13 protein-coding genes, 13 tRNA genes and 4 rRNA genes are annotated in these 22,756 nt (G+C 47.0%); 3 read left to right on the top strand and 27 right to left on the bottom strand.

Annotated elements, in window-relative coordinates; translation table 11 throughout:
• Positions 1-19: 19 nt before the first annotated feature.
• A complete protein-coding gene (locus ACR1R9_RS00150; protein WP_433921960.1) occupies positions 20-1,213 on the bottom strand; it encodes an MFS transporter in 1,194 nt (397 codons plus the stop codon).
• A 161-nt stretch (positions 1,214-1,374) separates the two neighbouring features.
• Between ACR1R9_RS00150 and ACR1R9_RS00145 the strand changes: the two genes are divergently transcribed.
• Positions 1,375-2,256 carry a LysR family transcriptional regulator gene (locus ACR1R9_RS00145; protein ID WP_076291162.1) on the top strand — a complete coding sequence of 294 codons (882 nt, stop codon included), beginning with the start codon at positions 1,375-1,377 and terminating at the stop codon, positions 2,254-2,256.
• Positions 2,257-2,276: 20 nt separating this feature from the next.
• The gene (locus tag ACR1R9_RS00140; protein ID WP_076291161.1) at positions 2,277-2,951 is read left to right on the top strand and encodes a VOC family protein; all 675 of its coding nucleotides are present in this window, start codon (positions 2,277-2,279) and stop codon (positions 2,949-2,951) included.
• A 43-nt stretch (positions 2,952-2,994) separates the two neighbouring features.
• On the opposite strand, the gene ACR1R9_RS00135 is transcribed toward ACR1R9_RS00140, so the two are convergent.
• Entirely contained in the window at positions 2,995-3,360 is a 366-nt protein-coding gene (locus ACR1R9_RS00135; RefSeq protein WP_076291160.1) for a MerR family transcriptional regulator, read from the bottom strand.
• 129 nt (positions 3,361-3,489) lie between these two features.
• Between ACR1R9_RS00135 and ACR1R9_RS00130 the strand changes: the two genes are divergently transcribed.
• Complete coding sequence (locus tag ACR1R9_RS00130; protein WP_076291159.1) at positions 3,490-4,140, top strand: nitroreductase family protein; 651 nt, start codon at positions 3,490-3,492, stop codon at positions 4,138-4,140.
• 428 nt (positions 4,141-4,568) lie between these two features.
• On the opposite strand, the gene glmS is transcribed toward ACR1R9_RS00130, so the two are convergent.
• From glmS to ACR1R9_RS00005, 25 genes are all read right to left on the bottom strand, one after another.
• Complete coding sequence (gene glmS / locus ACR1R9_RS00125) at positions 4,569-6,401, bottom strand: glutamine--fructose-6-phosphate transaminase (isomerizing) (RefSeq protein WP_076291158.1); 1,833 nt, start codon at positions 6,399-6,401, stop codon at positions 4,569-4,571.
• Positions 6,402-6,645: 244 nt separating this feature from the next.
• Positions 6,646-6,813, bottom strand: coding sequence for a hypothetical protein (locus tag ACR1R9_RS00120; RefSeq protein WP_310854696.1), 168 nt, complete (start codon positions 6,811-6,813; stop codon positions 6,646-6,648).
• A 330-nt stretch (positions 6,814-7,143) separates the two neighbouring features.
• Positions 7,144-8,484 carry a phosphoglucosamine mutase gene (gene glmM, locus ACR1R9_RS00115; RefSeq protein WP_076291156.1) on the bottom strand — a complete coding sequence of 447 codons (1,341 nt, stop codon included), beginning with the start codon at positions 8,482-8,484 and terminating at the stop codon, positions 7,144-7,146.
• 73 nt (positions 8,485-8,557) lie between these two features.
• Complete coding sequence (locus ACR1R9_RS00110) at positions 8,558-10,039, bottom strand: CdaR family protein (RefSeq protein ID WP_433921963.1); 1,482 nt, start codon at positions 10,037-10,039, stop codon at positions 8,558-8,560.
• Positions 10,032-10,871 carry a diadenylate cyclase CdaA gene (gene cdaA, locus ACR1R9_RS00105; protein ID WP_063567044.1) on the bottom strand — a complete coding sequence of 280 codons (840 nt, stop codon included), beginning with the start codon at positions 10,869-10,871 and terminating at the stop codon, positions 10,032-10,034. Before cdaA ends, ACR1R9_RS00110 begins: the two co-directional genes overlap by 8 nt.
• Before the next feature lie 424 nt (positions 10,872-11,295).
• Positions 11,296-11,910: a zf-HC2 domain-containing protein gene (locus ACR1R9_RS00100; RefSeq protein ID WP_062329949.1), complete on the bottom strand. Its 615-nt coding sequence runs from the start codon at positions 11,908-11,910 to the stop codon at positions 11,296-11,298.
• 135 nt (positions 11,911-12,045) lie between these two features.
• Positions 12,046-12,612 carry an RNA polymerase sigma factor SigW gene (gene sigW, locus ACR1R9_RS00095; protein ID WP_017692117.1) on the bottom strand — a complete coding sequence of 189 codons (567 nt, stop codon included), beginning with the start codon at positions 12,610-12,612 and terminating at the stop codon, positions 12,046-12,048.
• 255 nt (positions 12,613-12,867) lie between these two features.
• Positions 12,868-15,660, bottom strand: a complete 2,793-nt coding sequence (gene ppc / locus ACR1R9_RS00090) for a phosphoenolpyruvate carboxylase (RefSeq protein ID WP_076291154.1) — start codon at positions 15,658-15,660, stop codon at positions 12,868-12,870.
• 575 nt (positions 15,661-16,235) lie between these two features.
• Positions 16,236-16,306: transfer RNA gene (locus ACR1R9_RS00085), tRNA-Gly, on the bottom strand.
• A gap of 9 nt (positions 16,307-16,315) precedes the next feature.
• Positions 16,316-16,389: transfer RNA gene (locus ACR1R9_RS00080), tRNA-Pro, on the bottom strand.
• 16 nt (positions 16,390-16,405) lie between these two features.
• Positions 16,406-16,482 (bottom strand) — tRNA-Arg (locus ACR1R9_RS00075).
• A gap of 6 nt (positions 16,483-16,488) precedes the next feature.
• Positions 16,489-16,563, bottom strand: a tRNA-Gly gene (locus ACR1R9_RS00070).
• A gap of 8 nt (positions 16,564-16,571) precedes the next feature.
• Positions 16,572-16,653: transfer RNA gene (locus ACR1R9_RS00065), tRNA-Leu, on the bottom strand.
• A gap of 6 nt (positions 16,654-16,659) precedes the next feature.
• Positions 16,660-16,735: transfer RNA gene (locus ACR1R9_RS00060), tRNA-Lys, on the bottom strand.
• 16 nt (positions 16,736-16,751) lie between these two features.
• Positions 16,752-16,826, bottom strand: a tRNA-Gln gene (locus ACR1R9_RS00055).
• Between the two features lie 10 nt (positions 16,827-16,836).
• Positions 16,837-16,912 (bottom strand) — tRNA-Val (locus ACR1R9_RS00050).
• Between the two features lie 124 nt (positions 16,913-17,036).
• Positions 17,037-17,108, bottom strand: a tRNA-Glu gene (locus ACR1R9_RS00045).
• A 10-nt stretch (positions 17,109-17,118) separates the two neighbouring features.
• Positions 17,119-17,191: transfer RNA gene (locus tag ACR1R9_RS00040), tRNA-Thr, on the bottom strand.
• A 3-nt stretch (positions 17,192-17,194) separates the two neighbouring features.
• Positions 17,195-17,270 (bottom strand) — tRNA-Asn (locus tag ACR1R9_RS00035).
• Positions 17,271-17,354: 84 nt separating this feature from the next.
• A 5S ribosomal RNA gene (gene rrf / locus ACR1R9_RS00030) occupies positions 17,355-17,471 on the bottom strand.
• Between the two features lie 80 nt (positions 17,472-17,551).
• A 23S ribosomal RNA gene (locus ACR1R9_RS00025) occupies positions 17,552-20,477 on the bottom strand.
• Positions 20,478-20,614: 137 nt separating this feature from the next.
• Positions 20,615-20,690 (bottom strand) — tRNA-Ala (locus tag ACR1R9_RS00020).
• Positions 20,691-20,712: 22 nt separating this feature from the next.
• Positions 20,713-20,789 (bottom strand) — tRNA-Ile (locus ACR1R9_RS00015).
• Positions 20,790-20,826: 37 nt separating this feature from the next.
• A 5S ribosomal RNA gene (gene rrf / locus ACR1R9_RS00010) occupies positions 20,827-20,943 on the bottom strand.
• A gap of 106 nt (positions 20,944-21,049) precedes the next feature.
• Positions 21,050-22,601: ribosomal RNA gene (locus tag ACR1R9_RS00005) — 16S ribosomal RNA — on the bottom strand.
• The 16S, 23S and 5S rRNA genes sit together here with 13 tRNA genes alongside, the layout of an rRNA operon.
• Positions 22,602-22,756: the final 155 nt, after the last annotated feature.

Genomic DNA, 22,756 nt, shown 5'->3' with positions numbered 1-22,756 from the left:
CGATATCCATCTTTTTTCGTCAAACTCTGGACTCTGATTTATCATGAACTGCTGGAGAGCTTTTTTTATTGCCTATCGCCAACTGAACTATGATTTGCAGCACGATGATTATAGCCAGACCATAGAACGCTTGAACAAAGCTGCCCGTGGTATCATGGAGCCAACCGAGCGCCAGTGGACCGAGCGCGCCCAGAATGTAACCGCCCGATTGAGTCATGGCTGACCAGGCGCTTGCTTCCTGAGCGTTATTCGTCTCATCAATGGGCAGCATCAGCGCGATCGGAAACAGTCCCCCGGCACCAATGCCGAGTGGGATCGCAGCCAACCAAGGACTGACGGACAGGTTCAGCATTAAGACGCCTATCAACTCCATTAACGCACATCCAACAAGCCAGAACACACGTCTTTGGTAACGGTGAACGAGCATTGGAATGAATAACGTAGACGGCAATGAAATTAACGTAAATAACGTTTGGATGCTTCCGGCAGTCTCTTTCGTATATCCCTGGCTCTGGATCGCAGGCGCAAGCCATGCAGTCAATGAATAGAAGATCGCTGCCATCAGTCCAAAGAACAACGTCAGCACCCATGCTCGACTATTTTTCACTGGAAGAGCTTCAACGTTCACAGTAGAAATCTGCCCCGATTGTCGATCTTTTCGTGCTACCAAGGCTAATCTCATCCAGACGGGCAAAGCAATGACGGCGATCAATGCCCAAATCGCTAACGATCCCCTCCACGACCCTCTCAGGATATTTTGAAGGGGAACCGATAATCCAACACTAAAGCTGGCCCCCACGACCATTGCTGTAGAGTAAAGCCCCACCATGGCAGCAACTCGCGTAGGGAAGTACTGCTTGATAAAGCTGGACAACAACGGACCAGCCAATGCAATCCCTACACCGGATAGAAATGAAGTAAACATCATCAGAGGCGTTGCACCCACGAACAACCGCAATGCCGTACCCATTCCAATAAGGATTAATGCCAAAACAATTGCGCCCTCATTCCCCCACCTCCTGCTCAGTTTTACGGAAAATGGAGCGAATATACCCATACATAATACGGGAAGCGTAGTTAACAGACTTGCAGTAATTCCGCTAATACCTAGATCACTTTGTAAGGTACTCATTAGTGGTGAAATGGATGTAATGGGTGGTCGCAAATTCAATGAAGCCAGAATAAGCGCCAGAACGATATAAAATAGTTTCACTATGGATCACCTCATGTATTGTTATATAGCTGCATTCACTAATGATCCAGGCTGTAGATCTTTTTGTGGTGCAAGACTAGTATAGAAGTATTAAGATGATTGAACAATACAATAGTTTCTATTAAAATGATTATAAAAACCAATGATATGAGGAGAAGCATATGGAAATTCGCCAAATGGAGAACTTTATCGTCGTTTGTGAGGAACTCCATTTTACACGTGCAGCAGATAAAATCGGCATTTCTCAACCTACCTTGAGTCAACAGATTCGAGCGTTGGAGGATGAGTTGGGCGTTCCCTTGTTCGACCGGGTAGGCAAAAAGATTGTGATGACGCAGGCGGGAACACTATTTCTAGAGCACTGTGTACAAATGGTTCGGCATTTACAGAATACCCAAGATGCATTAGCTGAATTCCGCAATGATCAACGAGGCAAGCTGGTGATTGGTGTCCTACCCTCCGATTTGGACTACCGTCTTACTCCATTACTCGTTAATTTTCATGCCCATTTTCCCAAGGTAAAATTAAAGGTTGTTTCTTCGATTTATGTACTGAATCAAGTGTTGGATAACGAAGTCGACATCGGCATCGAGCTCACTTCCAACTCTGATGACCGTCTTGTCCGCATTCCTTTGTGCAGCGAAGAATATGTACTCGTCGTTTCGGAGAACCACGCTTGGGCTGAACGAAATGAGATTGGAATTAAGGAATTGCGCGATATTCAGACCGTAATGTTTCCGGAAGGATTCACGGGCAGAGAACTGGTTGATGGCTATTGCCGCAAATATGGCTTTACCTTGAATACAATAATGGAGACAAGTTCGGCAACCTCCATTATTAGTCTGGTCAAAGCTAACGTTGGCGGAACAGTGCTGCCATATCCACTGATCAAGGCAATGAATGAACCAACACTACGCAGCATCCGAATTACGGACGATGCCCCTTACCGTCATTTTGAGATCATTCATCGGTCCGACCGTTACCTGACCCAATCTGCCAAAGCATTTATTGAGAAAACCATTGATTATTTTAATCAAGGATAAGTTCAGAGGGAGTGACTTGAATGCAAATAAAAGAGGTTAATTTGTTCACCCATCAAATGGAGGCCATGAAGCAGTTTTACGGTACGTTACTGGAGTTGGAGCTACTGGATGAGAGTGCATCATCCGTATCGTTCCGCACAGGAAATTCGGTCCTTTCATTTCAGCACGCTCCTGATCAGGAAAAGCCCTTCTATCATGTGGCATTTACGATTCCGACAAACCAACTTGCTGAAGCCAAGAAATGGGTTCAAGATCGAAACATTCCTTTGCTTTCCAAGGACGATAAAGATGAGTTCTATTTCCCCTACTGGGACGCAACAGCTATCTATTTCTATGACCCGAGTGGTAATTTGATGGAGTTCATCGCACACCATTCGTTGGATAATGCAGTCGAAGAAACCTTTGATTCTAGGCAGCTACTATGCATTAGCGAGATTGGTCTGCCTGTCGATGATGTACCCGATACCATAAGCAAAATGAATGGGCAGTATCACCTTGAACCCTTTGCCGGAGACGGAAAACAATTTGCCCCCATCGGGGACGCGGAAGGCATGTTTATTGTAATTGACAAAGAGACGCCATGGTTCCCAGACGGACGCAATCCCGGGGTATTCGCCACGGAGGTAAAAGTTGAAACGGGGCAACCCGGTAGTCTACGTATACAGAACGGTCTGTATTCCATTGTTTCGATTTGATGTTAGAGTGTACTGAATAATAAGCTCAATAGGGACGTGAGGCTCAATACTTGCCAAAACCATCCTCACAAGTGATATCCGCCTTAAGAATATCGTACAGATTTTGTTTGGAATTCTCTAATTTTTTCTGTGCCTCTTCAATTTCTGTTATTTTCGCTTGGATAACGCTTGCTTGTTCATTACTTGAAAATCCCTGTTTAGAGATCATAGATTGGATCTCATGGATCGTAAAACCAACAGCTAAACATTGTTTAACTACTTCCAGATGCTGAATAATGCTCTGGGCATATACCCGATAGTTATTTTTATCTCTCAGTATATGTTCATCCGTGATAATACCTATCTTCTCATAATAACGAATAGTGGATATCGGAAGGTTTACACTCTTGGCTACTTCACTAATTTTCATATGGATCGCCCTCGTTTCTTTTTCTTGCTATAAAGTATACTTCATAGTTTACAATCCTCATAGTGAGACGGATTGAGGTAACCCCATAACCCACTCTCACCAATATTAGATATGAGGAGAGATATCCATATGAATACAATTACCGGCCAATTCAACAAAACAAATGATTTTGATACCATCGTCTTGGAGCGCCATTCCGTTAAGGTCTACGACCCTGAAGTCAAAATCAGCCGCCAGGAGATGACAGAGATACTGGCGAAAGCTTCACGTGCCCCTTCGGCGATTAACATGCAACCGTGGCGTTTTCTTGTCATCGACAGTGCTGAAGGCAAAGAGAAGCTTGCACCACTAGCCTCTTTTAACCAGACACAGGCACTAACGTCCTCGGCTGTCATTGCCGTGTTTTACGATGCCAATAACGTTGAATACATGGAAGAGATTTTCAATAAATCAGTGGAACTTGGATACATGCCACAAGACATCATGGATATGCAAATGCAGCAGGTAAAACCTTATTATGCGAACATAAACGCTTCCCAACTACGTGATATTAATCTCATTGACTCAGGTCTCATATCCATGCAACTCATGCTCGTTGCCCGTGCCCATGGCTATGATACGAACCCTATGGCCGGCTATGATAAAGACCAGATCTCTGAAGCCTTCGGACTAGATAAAGAGCGTTTCCAGCCCGTGATGTTGATCTCCATAGGTAAAGCAGCCAAAGATGGCTACCCTTCCTATCGTCTCCCAGTTGAAACGATTACGACTTGGGCGTAACCAATAGTAAATTCTAAAACAAACATGACAATGGAAAACTCTATTTATGAGCATCATTTTTAAACTCATTTCAAATTATCCTGTTGCTCGTGGGTATTACCGTTAGAAACTAAAACTAATCGTGCAGAGAGTCTTTAAGATGTATTATCTCTGGATTAAAGATTTATGTTCATATAACAATGAAAATTAATTATTTCCATTCGAAAAATAGATAAAATTTCTGTTCGACCCCTATAACCAGAGTGCTTACCCTATAAACTTTGCTTCAGTCAAAGGATTTCATAAATGTGCCCTCTACTGATTTCGACATAGGAATTTTAACGTTAGATTCATAATGGAAAGGTTCATAACAAAAAGGGGTCCTAATGACAACTGTCATCAGGACCCTTTTAATATAAACTTATATAATATAAGAAATTAACAATCCCTTACTCTACCGTTACACTTTTCGCCAGGTTACGTGGTTTATCCACATCGTGACCTAGTGCCAGGGAAGCGTAGTATGCCAGTAATTGCAATGCTACAACGGACAGAGCCGGGCTGAGCAGTGGCAACGTCTTAGGAATCGCAAACGCTTGGTCAACGGATTTCAGCAATGGTGCTACGTGCTCTTCGTACGTAATTGCCAGTACGTCTGCGCCACGTGCTTTCACTTCTTTGATGTTGCTCACAGTTTTCTCCAGAACGTTCTCCTGCGTTGCCAAAGCAATGACAGGGATACCGTCCTCGATCAATGCGAGCGTACCATGTTTCAACTCACCCGCAGCATACGCTTCGGAGTGAATATAAGAGATCTCTTTCAGTTTCAACGATCCTTCTTGTGCTACTGCATAGTCCAGACCGCGGCCGATGAAGAAGAGATGTTCATGTTTGGAGATTTGTTCTGCATATCCTTTAATAGCTTCCGCTTGCTCCAGCATGGATTCAACTTGCTCAGGCAATGCTTGCATTGCTGCCAGCGTGTGAGCAATCTCTTCTGCTGTTTGTGTGCCACGAACTTGTGCAAGGTACAGACCCAGCAGGTTGAACGCGATCAATTGCGAAGTGTACGCTTTGGTGGAAGCTACTGCAATTTCCGGTCCTGCCAGTGTTGCAATCACATCGTCTGCATCACGTGCAATGGAGCTACCTACAACGTTAGTGATGGCGAGTACATGTGCACCATTTGACTGTGCTTCACGCAGTGCAGCAAGTGTATCAGCCGTTTCACCAGATTGGCTCACCACGATCACAAGTGTATCTTTGCTTACGATCGGGGAACGATAGCGGTATTCGGAAGCCACATCTGTTTCAACCGGAATACGTACCAATTGCTCAATCACTGTACGTCCAACCAGACCTGCATGGTACGCTGTACCACAAGCGATGATTTGAACGTTACGGATATTTTTAATTTGTTCTTCAGTCATTTTCAACTCAGGAAGTTGAACCTTTTTGCTTTCATTATCGATGCGACCCAGCATGGTATCACGATATGCTTTTGGTTGCTCATGAATTTCTTTCAGCATGAAGTGCTCGAATCCGCCTTTTTCTGCGGTTACAGCATCCCAATCGACACGAATCATTTCCCGAGAAATAAAGTTACCTTCAATCGTCATCAATTCGACAGCATCATGTGTCAACACAGCCATCTCACCATCATTCAGAATGTACACGTTACGTGTATGTTCCAGAATTGCCGGGATGTCGGAACCAATGAAGTTCTCGCCTTCACCAATACCAATAATCAATGGGCTTGCTTGACGCACAGCTACGAGTTTCTCAGGCTCATGCTCTGTCAATACACCCAGTGCGAATGCGCCACGCAACAACGTGATCACTTTTTGCACTGTTTTAACGATATCACCATTGTATTCACGTGCGATCAGGTGAGAAATAACTTCAGTATCTGTCTCGGAAGTGAACGTGTGACCTTGAGCCATCAATTCGTCCTTCAGATCCAGGTAGTTCTCAATAATACCGTTATGCACAACAGAGAACTTCTGGCTTCCATCCGTGTGTGGATGAGAGTTCTCATCAGATGGTTTACCATGAGTTGCCCAACGTGTGTGTCCGATTCCGGCATTACCTACCAGTGGTGCACCATCCAGCTTAGCTTCAAGGTTCGCAAGACGACCAAGAGCTTTCGTGATTTGCAGACCTTCCGGTGTGAATACAGCGATACCTGCAGAATCATAACCACGATACTCGAGTTTCTTCAAGCCTTCGACCAATACCGATTGAGTGTTCTTATTACCAATATATCCAACAATACCGCACATAGTTTATTTCCTCCGTTTGTATATGAATACTGTGTCACGAAGAGAAACAGGCTGGCACGGCATATCGAAAAAATGAAAATGATTGCCTAACGTATCATGAAAACTTTCAATTATTCAATTATCAATGATCAGAGCAGCCTCTTGCCGCTCCGCAGTCATAAGCTGTTATTAGATGCAATCATGAATGTACATCATTTTCCCGTCCGCGCACTGTTCACGCTCTTCGCGCACATTCATTTGAATTTTAGTTGAATCCTGCACCTACCGGCGCGTTGTGTGGACAGTCACCCATCCATTTTCCGCAATCCGGTTTACGGCTCTGGTGCATCACCGGGAGGTCCCCGCCGAACAATCCGAACACCTCCACCTCGTCAGCTTGATTGCCGTCGATCTTGCTCAGTAACATCTTCATGGTTTCAAGATTAGTACTGATCAAAATCCTTCCCGCGCAACTTCAAGCTCTGGCGCTTGTGTAACTAGTACCTTACGATCCTCACTTTCTGTGTCTGAATGACGACTCCACTCATTATATGCACGTCAGGTTCATTTTGCAATGGAGCAAAGTACCTGTGACAATTTCGGCATATTTACCCACAATCCCGACCGGATAAACAGACCCATGGTCTCACTAGGTCGGGACGTAGGAATATGGGTTTGTATGGCATAAACCCTGTTAGATTAAACCTTATGAGACAGTGATTCCCTTGAAACAACCGTGTTTGGAAGGCCTATGGATCAGGTCCTATACCAGTTCTTTTTGCACAACATCTGCAATTTGAGATACGAATTGTTCAAGTTCATCTTTATCTGGTCCTTCCGCCATAACGCGGATCAGGGATTCGGTCCCGGACGCACGAACAAGTACACGTCCATTATCGCCCAGATGCTGCTCTACTGTAGCAATGGCTTGCTCAATCGCGGAATTGCCCTCGTATTTACTCTTATCTTCAACACGCACGTTCACCAATACTTGTGGATACTGGGTCATCAGCGCCTTAAGTTCACTCAGTTTTTTACCGGAAGCCTTCATCGTGTCCACAAGCTGAATCGCTGTCAGCATGCCGTCGCCTGTTGTGTTGTAATCCAAGAAAATAACATGACCGGATTGCTCTCCACCCAGGTTATAACCCCCACGGCGCATTTCTTCCATCACATAACGGTCACCCACAGCAGTCTTAGCTGTTTTCAGTGCCAGTTTCTCCGTTGCTTTGTAGAATCCGATGTTACTCATTACGGTAGATACCACGGTACTGTCTTTCAGCTTGCCTGCACGATTCATCGCATCACCACAGATGCACAGAATGAAGTCACCATCAACCTCAGCTCCTGTCTCATCAATAGCAATCAGACGATCCGCATCCCCGTCAAAAGCAAGGCCCAGATCCGCATTATGTTTCAGCACCTCTTGTTTCAAATGCTCCGGATGAGTTGATCCGCATTGCTCATTGATATTCAGGCCGTTAGGCTCAGCGCCAATGGCAATGACTTCTGCACCAAGTTCTCTGAACAACTTGGGTGCCAGTTCATAAGCTGCTCCGTTAGCACAGTCCAGAACAATTTTGAGTCCTGAGAACGATTCATTTACCGTTGTTTTCAGGTAGTCCAAATAGCGATAACGGGATTCTTCATCCACAGTAACGGTCCCCAAACCACCACCTACTGGGCGCGGCAATTGATCCGTTTCTGCATCCATCAGTTCTTCAATCCGGTTCTCCGTCTCATCGGACAGCTTGAAGCCATCTCCCCCGAAAAATTTAATTCCATTATCCTCAACCGGATTGTGAGAAGCCGAGATCATTACCCCTGCATCGGCTTTCAGCAGACGAGCAATATACGCCACTCCAGGAGTGGATACAACACCCAGACGAATTACATCGGCGCCAATGGACAGCAAACCTGCAACCAGTGCGGATTCCAGCATAAGCCCCGAGATTCGGGTATCCATACCAATAACCACTTTTGGTCTTTCCACACCGCCTGCAAGCACATAACCACCACAACGTCCGATGCTGTAAGCCAGCTCCGCCGTTAATTCTTTATTGGCAACACCTCTTACGCCGTCTGTACCAAAATATTTCCCCATGATCTAACTCCTTCTATTCGCATCATATAAGAGCATAAACGTTATTTTTAAAATTCTGATCTGAACATTTTCTTTACGGATTGGAGCCACTATTACTGCTACCGCTGTTATTGGAGTTACCTCGACTGGTATTCCCCTGCTGGCTCTGCTCCTGATTGTCCGTATTCGATTCTGTTTCTTCTTCTCCAGGAGCAGTTTCGGTATCTCCATTCTCGACTTCGGCTGGTGAAGGATCAGGGCCCAGCGTTCCTTCATCATTCGGATCCTCGCCGGGAGCAACCGTCGTATCATCAGCCTTTTCGCTAATTTTGACGGTAGCGCTCAGATCAACTGATGATTCATCCAGTTTGGCAAAACGAGGCAAGTCAGCCTCAAGCTTTATTTCATGTGTGCCTACCGCAAGTCCAGCAAGATCCGCAGTCAGCTTGATATCATCACTACTTAGACCTTCAAGCATCGTGGAAGAACCTCTAAGCGTAATATTCAAGCCGCCACTTTTGGGAGTCACCAGTGTCCCTTCCAGCCCGTTCCCCGCGTCAGTAAGCGTAATGGGCACGTTCGGAAAGACTTTGGTCGTCTCCTGAAGCTCATCGTAAGGCGATACCGTCACCTTAAGCTGAATCGAACTAGGCTCGATTTTCTCAAAACCGGGAGGCGGCGTCAAGTCCACGTTAACTGTAGACGTTCCTGGCTCATTGAACTGTGTAAGATCAAGGGTTACTTGGTCGTAGGACTGTATACCCGCAAGCGCATCCTCTGTTCCGTAAACCGAGACTTCTTTCACGCTTGGTTCAACCGTGGAGAGCACCATTCCCTCCGGCAGCTGTCCCGAATATTTGATTCTTAAGGGCACAGTTGTATAGGGCTGACTGACCGGAATACGGACTTCAACGGTTTCTGGTGTAACAATCGCATTTTCAATGACCTTGCCTTCGGCATCGTATGCCTGAAGCTTCACTTTTTTCTGCGTTACGTCATCCTTCGCATCCTTCACGCTCACACTGCCCTGAACCTTCGCTACGGCGTCAAGCTGCCCTTCCGGCAGAGTTACCTTAACTGGACCTGAAGGTTCAACAACGGGCGTTCCAGCGTTATATCCGGCGGATGGTTCTCCTTCGGGTACAATATTCACATTGAAGGATTTGGTGCCCAATTTCTCCACGTTGACCGTAACCATGGAAGGCTCCATGCTGACTACCTCAACCCCGGAAGGCAGATCGGGTACTAGCGGTAACGTATTGGACCCATCTTTCACCTGACTAAGATCCACTAGCACCTTATAATCATCATTCGTAAAAATCGAAGTTAACATCGAACGCTGCCCTTTAATCTCCAGACGTACCTCATCCGTACTTAATGAAGTAAGCACATAGGAGTTACTGTCGAGTCCATAAGGCTGAACAGGCACAGTACGCTCCACAACCTTATTAGTTGTCCCTGTCGTGATCGTTGGCGTAGTTGGTACTTCATCCAGATGTATCATGAACCAGAGCAACAAACTCACCGCTAAAGCGAGAATCTTGGCAAAATTGTTGTTATTGAACCATTTATCCATTTTTACGTCCCCCCTTCCGTTTCCAGAAGGTAGTCCAACCATTCTTTTTAGTCAGATTGGATGTTGGACGCAGTTCTTCGTACAGTTTGGCAATCAATGATTCTTCCTTAATATCACGAACAACCTGTCCATTCATCGCAAGCGACACTTGTCCCGTCTCCTCCGAAACAACCAAACAGATCGCATCTGCAACCTCGGTAATCCCAATTGCTGCACGGTGACGCGTTCCTAGCTCTTTGCTAATAAACGGATTCTCGGACAAAGGCAAATAACAGGCTGCCGCCGAAATCTGTTTGCCCTGTATAATGACGGCTCCATCATGGAGCGGTGTATTCGGAATAAAAATGTTAATCATCAGCTCCGAGCTAACCAGAGATTGCATCTGAATGCCGGACTCCGTGTAATCGTTCAGACCTGTTTCTCGTTCAAATACAACCAGTGCACCAATTTTACGTCGTGACAAATAATTTACGGACTTAATAATCTCACCAATTAAAACCGTTAATTCTTCATCACTTGCTGCTGCCGAGCGTCCAAACAGTTTACCTCTACCCAATTGCTCCAGACCTCGGCGCAGTTCCGGTTGAAAGATAATAAAGACCGCAACGACACCAAACGTAAACATCTGGTTCATCAGCCATTTGAGCGTATAAAGGTTTAGCCACGTACTTAGTGCCCAGATCACTACAAGGAACAGAATGCCTTTAAGCAACTGAACTGCACGGGTACCCCGCACAAGCAAAATCAATTTGTACATAATATAGGTAACGATCAATATATCGATAACGTCCTTAATGGACTCTTTCCACGTTAAGTCAGCAAAATAGTTCATAAGCCAGCCCCCGCTATCCCCATTGATGAGTAAACCCTGCTCTCATATTAACCCATTAGGATTTAATTAATCCTTTATCGCATTTGCATAATCCATTCAGACTCACTCTCAGGTACAAAAGTTGGCCAGAAACGAGCACTCTGATCTAACCAGCGTAAAGACGAACAGAATCATTTCCATCTATATTTTGCTGATTGAAAGACGCTCTTTGGATTTATGCAAAAAGCTTATCTATATGTAGTAGTATGTTCTCTTTAGTATCTAGGTTATAACGTTAACGTTCATGTTGCAAGTTACGGGAGTCACAAACTGCGCATAAACAACACAAATCCCATAAATTACAAAGTTATCAGATAAAAAAAGAGTACCCCAGCAATCTGGAGGTACCCTGCTTGGTATATACCATTGAAGAATTTACCCTGTTTTAGCGATAAGCCACTTCATTTACCATATTGGTTATTTTGTACCAGAACCAGTCCAGCGCCTGATCAATACTTTTCACCTGACCGGAAATATGTGCCGTTGAAGCCTGATACAACTGTCCGTCGATGACCGTTAGATTGCCATTTACATCACCGTATACCTGAGCAGTTCCATTCTCTATCGTAAGATCGCCAGCAATGGACTTGCCCTCCGGAACAATAACCGTGTTTCCTTCAATCACGATCTGGTCCAAATTATTTCCCTTAACGACCATTTCGTTATTCTGATTCCAGAAATTCCAGGCGCTAAAGAGCATCACGACCAAAAAGAAGGCTGCCGCCGTCAGCGCGGGATGTCCTTTGACCCATTTGAGCCATACTTGCTGTCTCTTGGGCTGGGGCAGAGCATTCATAATTCGATTGGTCAGCTCATCCGAGGCAGACGGTGAATAGTGTTTCATGGCAAAGAGTAGCATTTCCGTCTGTTCCAACTCTTTAAAGCGCATGCGACAATCCGGACAGGTCACAAGGTGACTTTTCAGTTCAACCTTCTGGGCCGGGGACAACGACTCATCCAAACATTCATGCATTAAAGAGACGGCCGAGTTGCAATCCATATGAGAGCCAATCCTTTCTTAGATCACTTAGTCCTTGCATTGCCAAAAAGCACGCATAAGACTTGCATACATTACATACGCATCCGTTTCGGATATGTTTCAAATAATTTCGCCCAAAATACAGACGTTTTACATTTACAACTTGTATTCCAGTTTTTTACGCAAAAAATCACGGCCCCGATGAACACGAGTCTTAATCGTTGTTACGGGCATACCTGTCACATCACTGATTTCCTGTAGCGACAAGTCCTGTAAATATCTCAAAATCATGACTGATTTATACTTGGCCGGCAAACTGTCAATCGCTTCACGGATTAGTGTCTGTGTTTCAGACAAAAGTGCTTCACTCTCTGGTGTACGATCATCGCTTGGAAGCATTGCATAACCATCAGATCCTTCCTGATCATTCAGCTCTGCATCCAATGAATAAGAAGGTTTCTTCCGCCGTAAGCGGTCAATACACAGATTGGTTGCAATCCGATATATCCAGGTTGAGAACTTCTGGTTCGGATCATACTTCTCCATATTACGAAACACACGTAAAAACGTCTCCTGTACAACGTCCTCAGCTTCATGACGATTGTTCAGCATCCGGTATGCCAGATGAAACAGCTTGTCCTTGTATAATTCAACGATTTCTGCAAAGGCTCGCTGGTCACCCTTCAGTACCAGCTTAACAAGCCTGTTCTCCAAATTGTCCACCCTTATTCCCCCAGACATGCTGATGGGTCTTCCGCCTTCTGATACCCGTCCACACTTGTAATTCACCAATCAAATCGTAAATCAACTTTGGTCAAAAATCAAGACTGTGCCGGAAAATAACCGCCAAAAACAGTAAAAACGGGAACTCCCGAAGGAGTCCCGTTTCATCTCTCACTCAAGCTGAGGAAAGAATTAAGCTTTTACTATCTATATGGCTGGAAAATTCACTTCATATATTGTTAAGCAGGTTAATGATCAGCCCGTATTCCGAAGTCCTGCAGCAATGCCGTTAATTGTAAGCAGCACTTCACGCAGCAACTCTGTGTCATCCTCGCCACGCTCACGCATGTCTCTGAGCTCACTCAGAAGTTGGACCTGCATGTAGGACAAAGGATCGACATATGGATTACGAAGTCGGATCGACTCTTGAATCACCGGTACATCATCCAAAATTTCAGCTTCTCCCGTAATTTTCAGAATCAGCTCTTTGGTAAGTTTGAATTCAGATTCAATCTGACCATAGATGCGATCACGTGCTTCCACATTGGAAGTCATGGCCGAGTATTCCTTCGCAATAACCAGATCTGCTTTGGCAACAGCCATCTGTACCGTATCAATTAGTGTACGGAAGAATGGGAAGTTTTCATACATTTCTTTCAGGACAACCAGATTTTCTTCTTTATCCTGATAGTAACTTTGAAGTCCCGTTCCTGCCGCATACCATGCGGGAAGCAGATAACGACTTTGGGTCCAGGCAAATACCCAAGGGATCGCTCTCAGGTCCTCGAACTTGTCGCTGTTTTTCCGTTTGGATGGACGTGAACCAATATTCAGTTCCCCAACCTCAGGCAGCGGTGTCGATTCCTTGAAGAAAGTAAAGAAGTCTGGATCACGGAAGATGAGATCCTGGTATTTTGTCAGGGATACTTCAGAAATATCTTTGATGATGCTGTCCCACTGACGCTCTGAGTCCGACTCCTGCGGCTCCAGACCGTTTAGTGCAGCTGTAATCAAAGCCGATGTAGCCTGCTCAAGACTGCGGTATGCAATTCCCTGAAGGGAATAACGGGAAGAGATAACCTCACCCTGCTCTGTAATCTTGATGCCCCCACCAATGGTGTGTGGTGGTTGAGCAAGAATACTACGGTTGAGAGGCATACCCCCACGTCCAAGCGCTCCACCTCTACCATGGAAGAACTTCAGTTTAACGCCGTGTTTATTCCCAACAGCGGTGATAGCATTCATCGCCACGCGCAGCTCCCAGTTGGCTGTAACAACTCCGCCATCCTTGTTGCTGTCCGAGTAACCCAACATGATTTCATGCAGTTCATTCCGTCCACTCACACTTGCGCGATATACCGGAAGATTGAACAGCTTCTCCATAATTTCCGAAGCGGCATGAAGATCATCAATCGTTTCAAACAATGGAACCGCTTGAAGCGTAGATACCACTTCACCGTTATGCTCTTTGCGGAACAAACCTACTTCTTTTGCAAATACCATAACCTCAAGCAGATCACTTGCTCCTTGGGTCATACTAATCAGGTAGCTTGTGATACAGCCGGCCCCAAACTCGCTCTGAGCACGTTTGATCGTACGGAATACATCCAGAGTTTCTTTGGTCCCCTCAGTGTATTGGTGATAAGGGGAAGTCAGCGGACGAGGATCATCCAGCAAACGAGCCAGCAAATCGATTTTGCCATCTTCCGTCAAACGAGCATAATCTTCTACGATGTTCATCTTGGCCAAAATCTCCGACATCGCATTTTCATGCTCTTTGCTGTGCTGACGCACATCCAATGCAGCTGTATGGAATCCGAACAGCTCCACTTGACGAATCATTTTACGAATGGTCGTATCTGCTACATAGTCTGCAAAGTGATGACGCAGGCTGCGATCGATAATCATCAGATCATCCATCAGTCCTTGAGCGCTGTCATAGCGGTCAGGCTGTCCTACTTTGTTCTCATCCAGAACATTGTTCAGCTTGGCAATCATATAAGCCAATTTAATGCGATATGGCTCTTTTTCATTCCGCCACATGTCCACTTTTTTCAACGTTACACAACTACGATCTTGCTCAATCGACTGCACCAGCTCATCCGATACGTGAATGATGTTCGTGCTGAAGCTGAGATGTCCCATAAGTTCAATCATAATCCGTTGATACTCACGTAAAGCGAGCTTACGCTGCATCAACAGTGTCTGCCATGTTACATCTGAAGTTACCGAAGGATTTCCATCCCGGTCTCCACCGATCCAGGAACCGAACCGCAAATACGTCGGCACATGCCAGTCATGGTCAGGATAAAATTTATTCAGGCAGCGTTCAAGCTCCTGGTATACATCCGGAAGTACATGGAACAACGTTTCATGAAAGTAATACATTCCGTTCCGTACTTCATCAAGCACAGTCGGTTTACGGTCACGAAGCTCATCAGTCTGCCATAGTGTAATGACTTCATTCAGCAACTTCTCCCGCAACTGTTCACGTTCACGCAACGTCAGCGTAGGATTATCAAGTGACATGACATCTTCGGATATCCGTTTGTGGATGTCCAGTATAACCCGACGCATGGCTTCGGTTGGATGAGCTGTCATCACCAATTCCAGCGATAAATCTTCTAGAATATCCTCTACTTCCGTGTGAGACAGTCCACGTTCCTTCAGATCTTGTACTGCTTTTTCAATCGATCCAGGCTGCACAGCGTCCCCTGCAGAACGTTCATAATCCCGTTTACGCCGGATCCGATGGTTTTGTTCAGCAATATTAACTAATTGAAAATAAATCGCAAAAGCTCGAATCACCTGATGGCGATTTTCTGAGTCTAATTCCTGGATCATCGTTTTGAACTCTGCATAAAGTTCTGGCAAGAACTCTGCACGCAACGATTTGCTCGTTTCCCGAATCTTCTCAACGATATCTAGAAGTTCCGTGCCTCCTTGATGGACAAGAACTTCTCCGAGTATATTGCCCAGGAACCGCACGTCTCGCCGAAGCAGGTTGTTGGATTGGCTTTTGCTGGCGGTTACCATAGTTTCAGTCATGCTTATCCTCCCATCTGATCGTTCCATTCGTACACGTAAATTTGACACCTTCATAACATCATACAATAAAATGGTACGAAAATCTTTATTTTTCTACTAGTAAAAATGGGGATTTACCCTGATTTACAGCACAAAAACACGCTTTATTATTCATTTTCTTGTTCTGCTTCGATTAATGGTCAAATGCTGTCGCATGATACCTTTTTCACGTACTTTTCATTACTCGAATAACTCATACCTATTCTTAATTTTTCATAAATATACAGTTAGACTTGGAATGTTCGTTGCACCTGAATGGATTCGTATCTGCATGATTTCCATTATTACAAACCAGACGAAACATAAAGAAACATGACCGGCAAAGCAAGCTTTTGTATACTTTATCACAGTGACGCAATAAATTAAAGAGTGTTTTTATAATTTTTTGATTCTTATAGCAGAATTTAATGAAGAGGTTTGAGTTATTCTTTCACTTATCAAACGAATATAGGGGAGATTGGTATTATAATGAGGTGTTGTTTCTATAAATAAAAGAAAAGTCCCTGTATATACAGAGACTTTTCAATGAATCATGAAGCGGGTGATGGGAATCGAACCCACGCTATTAGCTTGGAAGGCTAAAGTTCTACCATTGAACTACACCCGCAAATAAAAATCGGGATGACACGATTTGAACATGCGACCCCCTGGTCCCAAACCAGGTGCTCTACCAAGCTGAGCTACATCCCGATATTTATGAAAATAATGGCGCGCCCTGAGAGATTCGAACTCCCGGCCTTTTGATTCGTAGTCAAACGCTCTATCCAGCTGAGCTAAGGGCGCAAATATTGGAGCGGAAGACGGGAATCGAACCCGCGACCCTCGCCTTGGCAAGGCGATGCTCTACCGCTGAGCCACTTCCGCAAAACCTATGCGCGTGGAGGGACTTGAACCCCCACGTCGTGAAACGCTAGATCCTAAGTCTAGTGCGTCTGCCAATTCCGCCACACGCGCATATAATGGTGAGTCATGAAGGGCTCGAACCTTCGACACCCTGATTAAAAGTCAGGTGCTCTACCAACTGAGCTAATGACTCAAACTGAAAAATAAGATGGCTGGGGATATAGGATTTGAACCTATGCATGACGGAGTCAAAGTCCGTTGCCTTACCGCTTGGCTAATCCCCATTAAGTTAAGTGGTGGAGGCTGAGGGGATCGAACCCCCGACCCTCTGCTTGTAAGGCAGATGCTCTCCCAGCTGAGCTAAGCCTCCATATATATGACCCGTAGGGGATACTCTCACTTCGTTCGAGACTGCGAAGCCATTGCTAACGAAGTTTATCCTCCGACGAACCTTTGGGATTCTCATCCCTTTTTTAAGCTAATAAATATAGCTATGACCCGTAGGGGATTCGAACCCCTGTTACCTCCGTGAAAGGGAGGTGTCTTAACCCCTTGACCAACGGGCCCCATTTCCAAAGCTCTCAACCGGGATCGAACCGGTGACCTCATCCTTACCATGGATGCACTCTACCTACTGAGCTATGAGAGCAAATGGCTCCCCGAACAGGGCTCGAACCTGTGACAACTCGATTAACAGTCGAGTGCTCTACCAACTGAGCTATCAGGGAATAATATGCATTTGCAGGGCAAATGCAATTCATCATACAACGTTAACATGCAGAGCCTGTTTTCTATGTAGGATGAAAGAGTTCGCTTGGCGGCGTCCTACTCTCCCAGGACCCTGCGGTCCAAGTACCATCGGCGCTAGAGGGCTTAACGGTCGTGTTCGGGATGGGTACGTGTGGAACCCCTCCGCCATCGCCACCAAACGCATAGCTTAGCTTACATCTCAGAGTTTATTCTCTGAAAACTAGATCCGAAACGAAATGTGCGATTTACAACTTGCATATTGGATAAGCCCTCGACCGATTAGTACTGGTCAGCTCCATGCATTGCTGCACTTCCACCCCCAGCCTATCTACCTCGTCGTCTTCAAGGGGTCTTACATACTGGGAAATCTCATCTTGAGGGGGGCTTCACGCTTAGATGCTTTCAGCGCTTATCCCTTCCGTACATAGCTACCCAGCGGTGCTCCTGGCGGAACAACTGGTACACCAGCGGTACGTCCATCCCGGTCCTCTCGTACTAAGGACAGCTCCTCTCAAATTTCCTACGCCCACGACAGATAGGGACCGAACTGTCTCACGACGTTCTGAACCCAGCTCGCGTACCGCTTTAATGGGCGAACAGCCCAACCCTTGGGACCTACTTCAGCCCCAGGATGCGATGAGCCGACATCGAGGTGCCAAACCTCCCCGTCGATGTGGACTCTTGGGGGAGATAAGCCTGTTATCCCCAGGGTAGCTTTTATCCGTTGAGCGATGGCCCTTCCATGCGGTACCACCGGATCACTAAGCCCGACTTTCGTCCCTGCTCGACTTGTAGGTCTCGCAGTCAAGCTCCCTTATGCCTTTGCACTCTTCGAATGATTTCCAACCATTCTGAGGGAACCTTTGGGCGCCTCCGTTACTCTTTAGGAGGCGACCGCCCCAGTCAAACTGCCCACCTGACACTGTCCCCGCACCGGATTACGGTACCAGGTTAGAACCTAGATACGATCAGGGTGGTATCCCAACGGTGCCTCCACAGAAGCTTGCGCTCCTGCTTCAAAGGCTCCCACCTATCCTGTACAGATCGTACCCAAATTCAATATCAAGCTGCAGTAAAGCTCCATGGGGTCTTTCCGTCTTGTCGCGGGTAACCTGCATCTTCACAGGTATTAAAATTTCACCGGATCTCTCGTTGAGACAGCGCCCAAGTCGTTACGCCATTCGTGCGGGTCAGAATTTACCTGACAAGGAATTTCGCTACCTTAGGACCGTTATAGTTACGGCCGCCGTTTACTGGGGCTTCGGTTCACAGCTTCGGATTGCTCCTAACCGCTCCCCTTAACCTTCCAGCACCGGGCAGGCGTCAGCCCGTATACTTCGCCTTACGGCTTCGCACAGACCTGTGTTTTTGCTAAACAGTCGCTTGGGCCTTTTCACTGCGGCCCCCTCGTGCTATTCACACTACCGGGGCACCCCTTCTCCCGAAGTTACGGGGTCATTTTGCCGAGTTCCTTAACGAGAGTTCTTCCGCGCGCCTTAGAATTCTCTTCTCGCCTACCTGTGTCGGTTTGCGGTACGGGCACCATCACCTGGCTAGAGGCTTTTCTTGGCAGTGTGAGATCATGACCTTCGCTACTATAATTTTCGCTCCCCATTACAGCCCAGCCTTACGATGTGCGGATTTGCCTACACATCAGCCTCACTGCTTAGACGGACATCCATCAGTCCGCGTCACTACCCTGCTGCGTCCCCCCATTGCTCATAACGGCTTACGGTGGTACAGGAATTTCGACCTGTTGTCCTTCGACTACGCCTTTCGGCCTCGCCTTAGGTCCCGACTTACCCTGAGCGGACGAGCCTTCCTCAGGAACCCTTAGGCTTTCGGCGGATCAGATTCTCACTGATCTTTTCGTTACTCATACCGGCATTCTCACTTGTATAATGTCCAGCGCTCCTTACGGTACACCTTCAACCCTTATACAACGCTCCCCTACCCCTGATGCAAAGCATCAAGCCATAGCTTCGGTGGTGTGTTTAGCCCCGTTACATTTTCGGCGCAGAGTCACTCGACCAGTGAGCTATTACGCACTCTTTCAATGGTGGCTGCTTCTAAGCCAACATCCTGGTTGTCTGTGCAACTCCACATCCTTTCCCACTTAACACACACTTGGGGACCTTAGCTGATGGTCTGGGCTGTTTCCCTTTTGACAATGGATCTTAGCACTCACTGTCTGACTCCCGGAAGTAAGTCTATGGCATTCGGAGTTTGACTGAGCTTGGTAACCCTTGCGGGCCCCGCACCCAATCAGTGCTCTACCTCCACGACTCTGTTTTCCGAGGCTAGCCCTAAAGCTATTTCGGGGAGAACCAGCTATCTCCGAGTTCGATTGGAATTTCTCCGCTACCCCCACCTCATCCCCGCACTTTTCAACGTGCGTGGGTTCGGGCCTCCAGTGCGTGTTACCGCACCTTCACCCTGGACAGGGGTAGATCACCCGGTTTCGGGTCTACGTCCACGTACTAATTCGCCCTATTCAGACTCGCTTTCGCTGCGGCTCCGGCTCTTCACCTTAACCTTGCACGGGAACGTAACTCGCCGGTTCATTCTACAAAAGGCACGCCATCACCCCTAAAACGGGCTCTGACTTTTTGTAAGCACACGGTTTCAGGTTCTATTTCACTCCCCTTCCGGGGTGCTTTTCACCTTTCCCTCACGGTACTGCTTCACTATCGGTCGCTAGGAAGTATTTAGCCTTGGCAGATGGTCCTGCCGGATTCATACGGGGTTTCACGTGCCCCGCACTACTCGGGATACATCTCGGAGAGAGCAGACTTTCAAGTACAGGGCTTTTACCTTCTTTGGCGGGCCTTTCCAGACCTCTTCGTTTAACCGGCTCCTTTGTAACTCCATGTGAGATGTCCCACAACCCCAGAGAGCAAGCTCTCTGGTTTGGGCTTCTCCGCGTTCGCTCGCCGCTACTGACGGAATCACTATTGTTTTCTCTTCCTCAAGGTACTTAGATGTTTCAGTTCCCCTGGTATGCCTCTGCATAACCTATGTATTCAGTTATGAGTAACTGGAAATTACCCCAGCTGGGTTTCCCCATTCGGACACCCCCGGATCAAAGCTTGCTTACAGCTCCCCGAGGCAGTTTCGTTGTTCGCCACGTCCTTCATCGGCTCCTAGCGCCTAGGCATCCTCCGTGTGCTCTTAGTAGCTTAACCAATTGCTCCAAGGAGCAAATGCAATCTACCGTTTTTATTGAAACTTGTTTACACAAGTTCAGCTTAAAAAGGAATGTTCTAATTCGCAATTTCGTTTCGATATCTAGTTTTCAAAGAACAAGCTTGTAAAATCTTGTTGGTGGAGCCAAGCGGGATCGAACCGCTGACCTCCTGCTTGCAAGGCAGGCGCTCTCCCAGCTGAGCTATGGCCCCATATTAGATTTTAAGGTATACATGGTGGGCCCTGGTGGACTCGAACCACCGGCCTCACCCTTATCAGAGGTGCGCTCTAACCAACTGAGCTAAGGGCCCACATTATATATCATATTGAAACCCGTAATGGGTTTACGCTTGGCGGCGTTCTACTCTCCCAGGACCCTGCGGTCCAAGTACCATCGACGCTGAAGGGCTTAACGGTCGTGTTCGGGATGGGAACGTGTGGAACCCCTTCGCTATCGCCACCAAACGTTTGAGAGTTTGAGCTCTCAAAACTGAGCAACGAGTGAGTAACTAGCCGACCTGGCTAGATTTTGTATTTGAACGTTTCCGCTACGGGAAACGATTCTCCATAGAAAGGAGGTGATCCAGCCGCACCTTCCGATACGGCTACCTTGTTACGACTTCACCCCAATCATCTATCCCACCTTCGGCGGCTGGCTCCTTGCGGTTACCCCACCGACTTCGGGTGTTATAAACTCTCGTGGTGTGACGGGCGGTGTGTACAAGACCCGGGAACGTATTCACCGCGGCATGCTGATCCGCGATTACTAGCAATTCCGACTTCATGCAGGCGAGTTGCAGCCTGCAATCCGAACTGAGACCGGCTTTTTAGGATTCGTTCCACCTCGCGGCTTCACAGCCCGTTGTACCGGCCATTGTAGTACGTGTGTAGCCCAGGTCATAAGGGGCATGATGATTTGACGTCATCCCCACCTTCCTCCGGTTTGTCACCGGCAGTCACCTTAGAGTGCCCACCCGAAGTGCTGGCAACTAAGATCAAGGGTTGCGCTCGTTGCGGGACTTAACCCAACATCTCACGACACGAGCTGACGACAACCATGCACCACCTGTCTCCTCTGTCCCGAAGGAAAGATACATCTCTGTATCGGTCAGAGGGATGTCAAGACCTGGTAAGGTTCTTCGCGTTGCTTCGAATTAAACCACATACTCCACTGCTTGTGCGGGTCCCCGTCAATTCCTTTGAGTTTCAGTCTTGCGACCGTACTCCCCAGGCGGAGTGCTTAATGTGTTAACTTCGGCACCAAGGGTATCGAAACCCCTAACACCTAGCACTCATCGTTTACGGCGTGGACTACCAGGGTATCTAATCCTGTTTGCTCCCCACGCTTTCGCGCCTCAGCGTCAGTTACAGCCCAGAGAGTCGCCTTCGCCACTGGTGTTCCTCCACATATCTACGCATTTCACCGCTACACGTGGAATTCCACTCTCCTCTTCTGCACTCAAGTCACCCAGTTTCCAGTGCGATCCGGGGTTGAGCCCCGGGATTAAACACCAGACTTAAATGACCGCCTGCGCGCGCTTTACGCCCAATAATTCCGGACAACGCTTGCCCCCTACGTATTACCGCGGCTGCTGGCACGTAGTTAGCCGGGGCTTTCTTCTCAGGTACCGTCACCTTGAGAGCAGTTACTCTCCCAAGCGTTCTTCCCTGGCAACAGAGCTTTACGATCCGAAAACCTTCATCACTCACGCGGCATTGCTCCGTCAGGCTTTCGCCCATTGCGGAAGATTCCCTACTGCTGCCTCCCGTAGGAGTCTGGGCCGTGTCTCAGTCCCAGTGTGGCCGATCACCCTCTCAGGTCGGCTACGCATCGTCGCCTTGGTGAGCCGTTACCCCACCAACTAGCTAATGCGCCGCAGGCCCATCCCCAAGTGACAGATTGCTCCGTCTTTCCAGTTCTCTTCAGGAGAAGAAAACAACTATTCGGTATTAGCTACCGTTTCCGGTAGTTGTCCCAAGCTTGAGGGCAGGTTGCCTACGTGTTACTCACCCGTCCGCCGCTAACCATCAGAGAAGCAAGCTTCTCTTCAAGTCCGCTCGACTTGCATGTATTAGGCATGCCGCCAGCGTTCGTCCTGAGCCAGGATCAAACTCTCCAATAAAGTATTGAAAAGAGCGATAAGCTCATTTTGAAACTGACGAGATTAAAAATCTCATTTGTGCTCCAGTCGATCCAAGCCAAGGCTTGTCTCAAACTTTCGCGTTCATTCTGCAAGCAGAATGTTTACTCACTCGTTGTTCAGTTTTCAAAGATCAA

Origin of the sequence: Paenibacillus taichungensis (assembly GCF_050994985.1) — a bacterium.
Classification (GTDB): domain Bacteria; phylum Bacillota; class Bacilli; order Paenibacillales; family Paenibacillaceae; genus Paenibacillus; species Paenibacillus taichungensis.
Note: the sequence above shows the minus strand (reverse complement) of the source record. Positions and strands in the feature narration are given on the sequence as shown.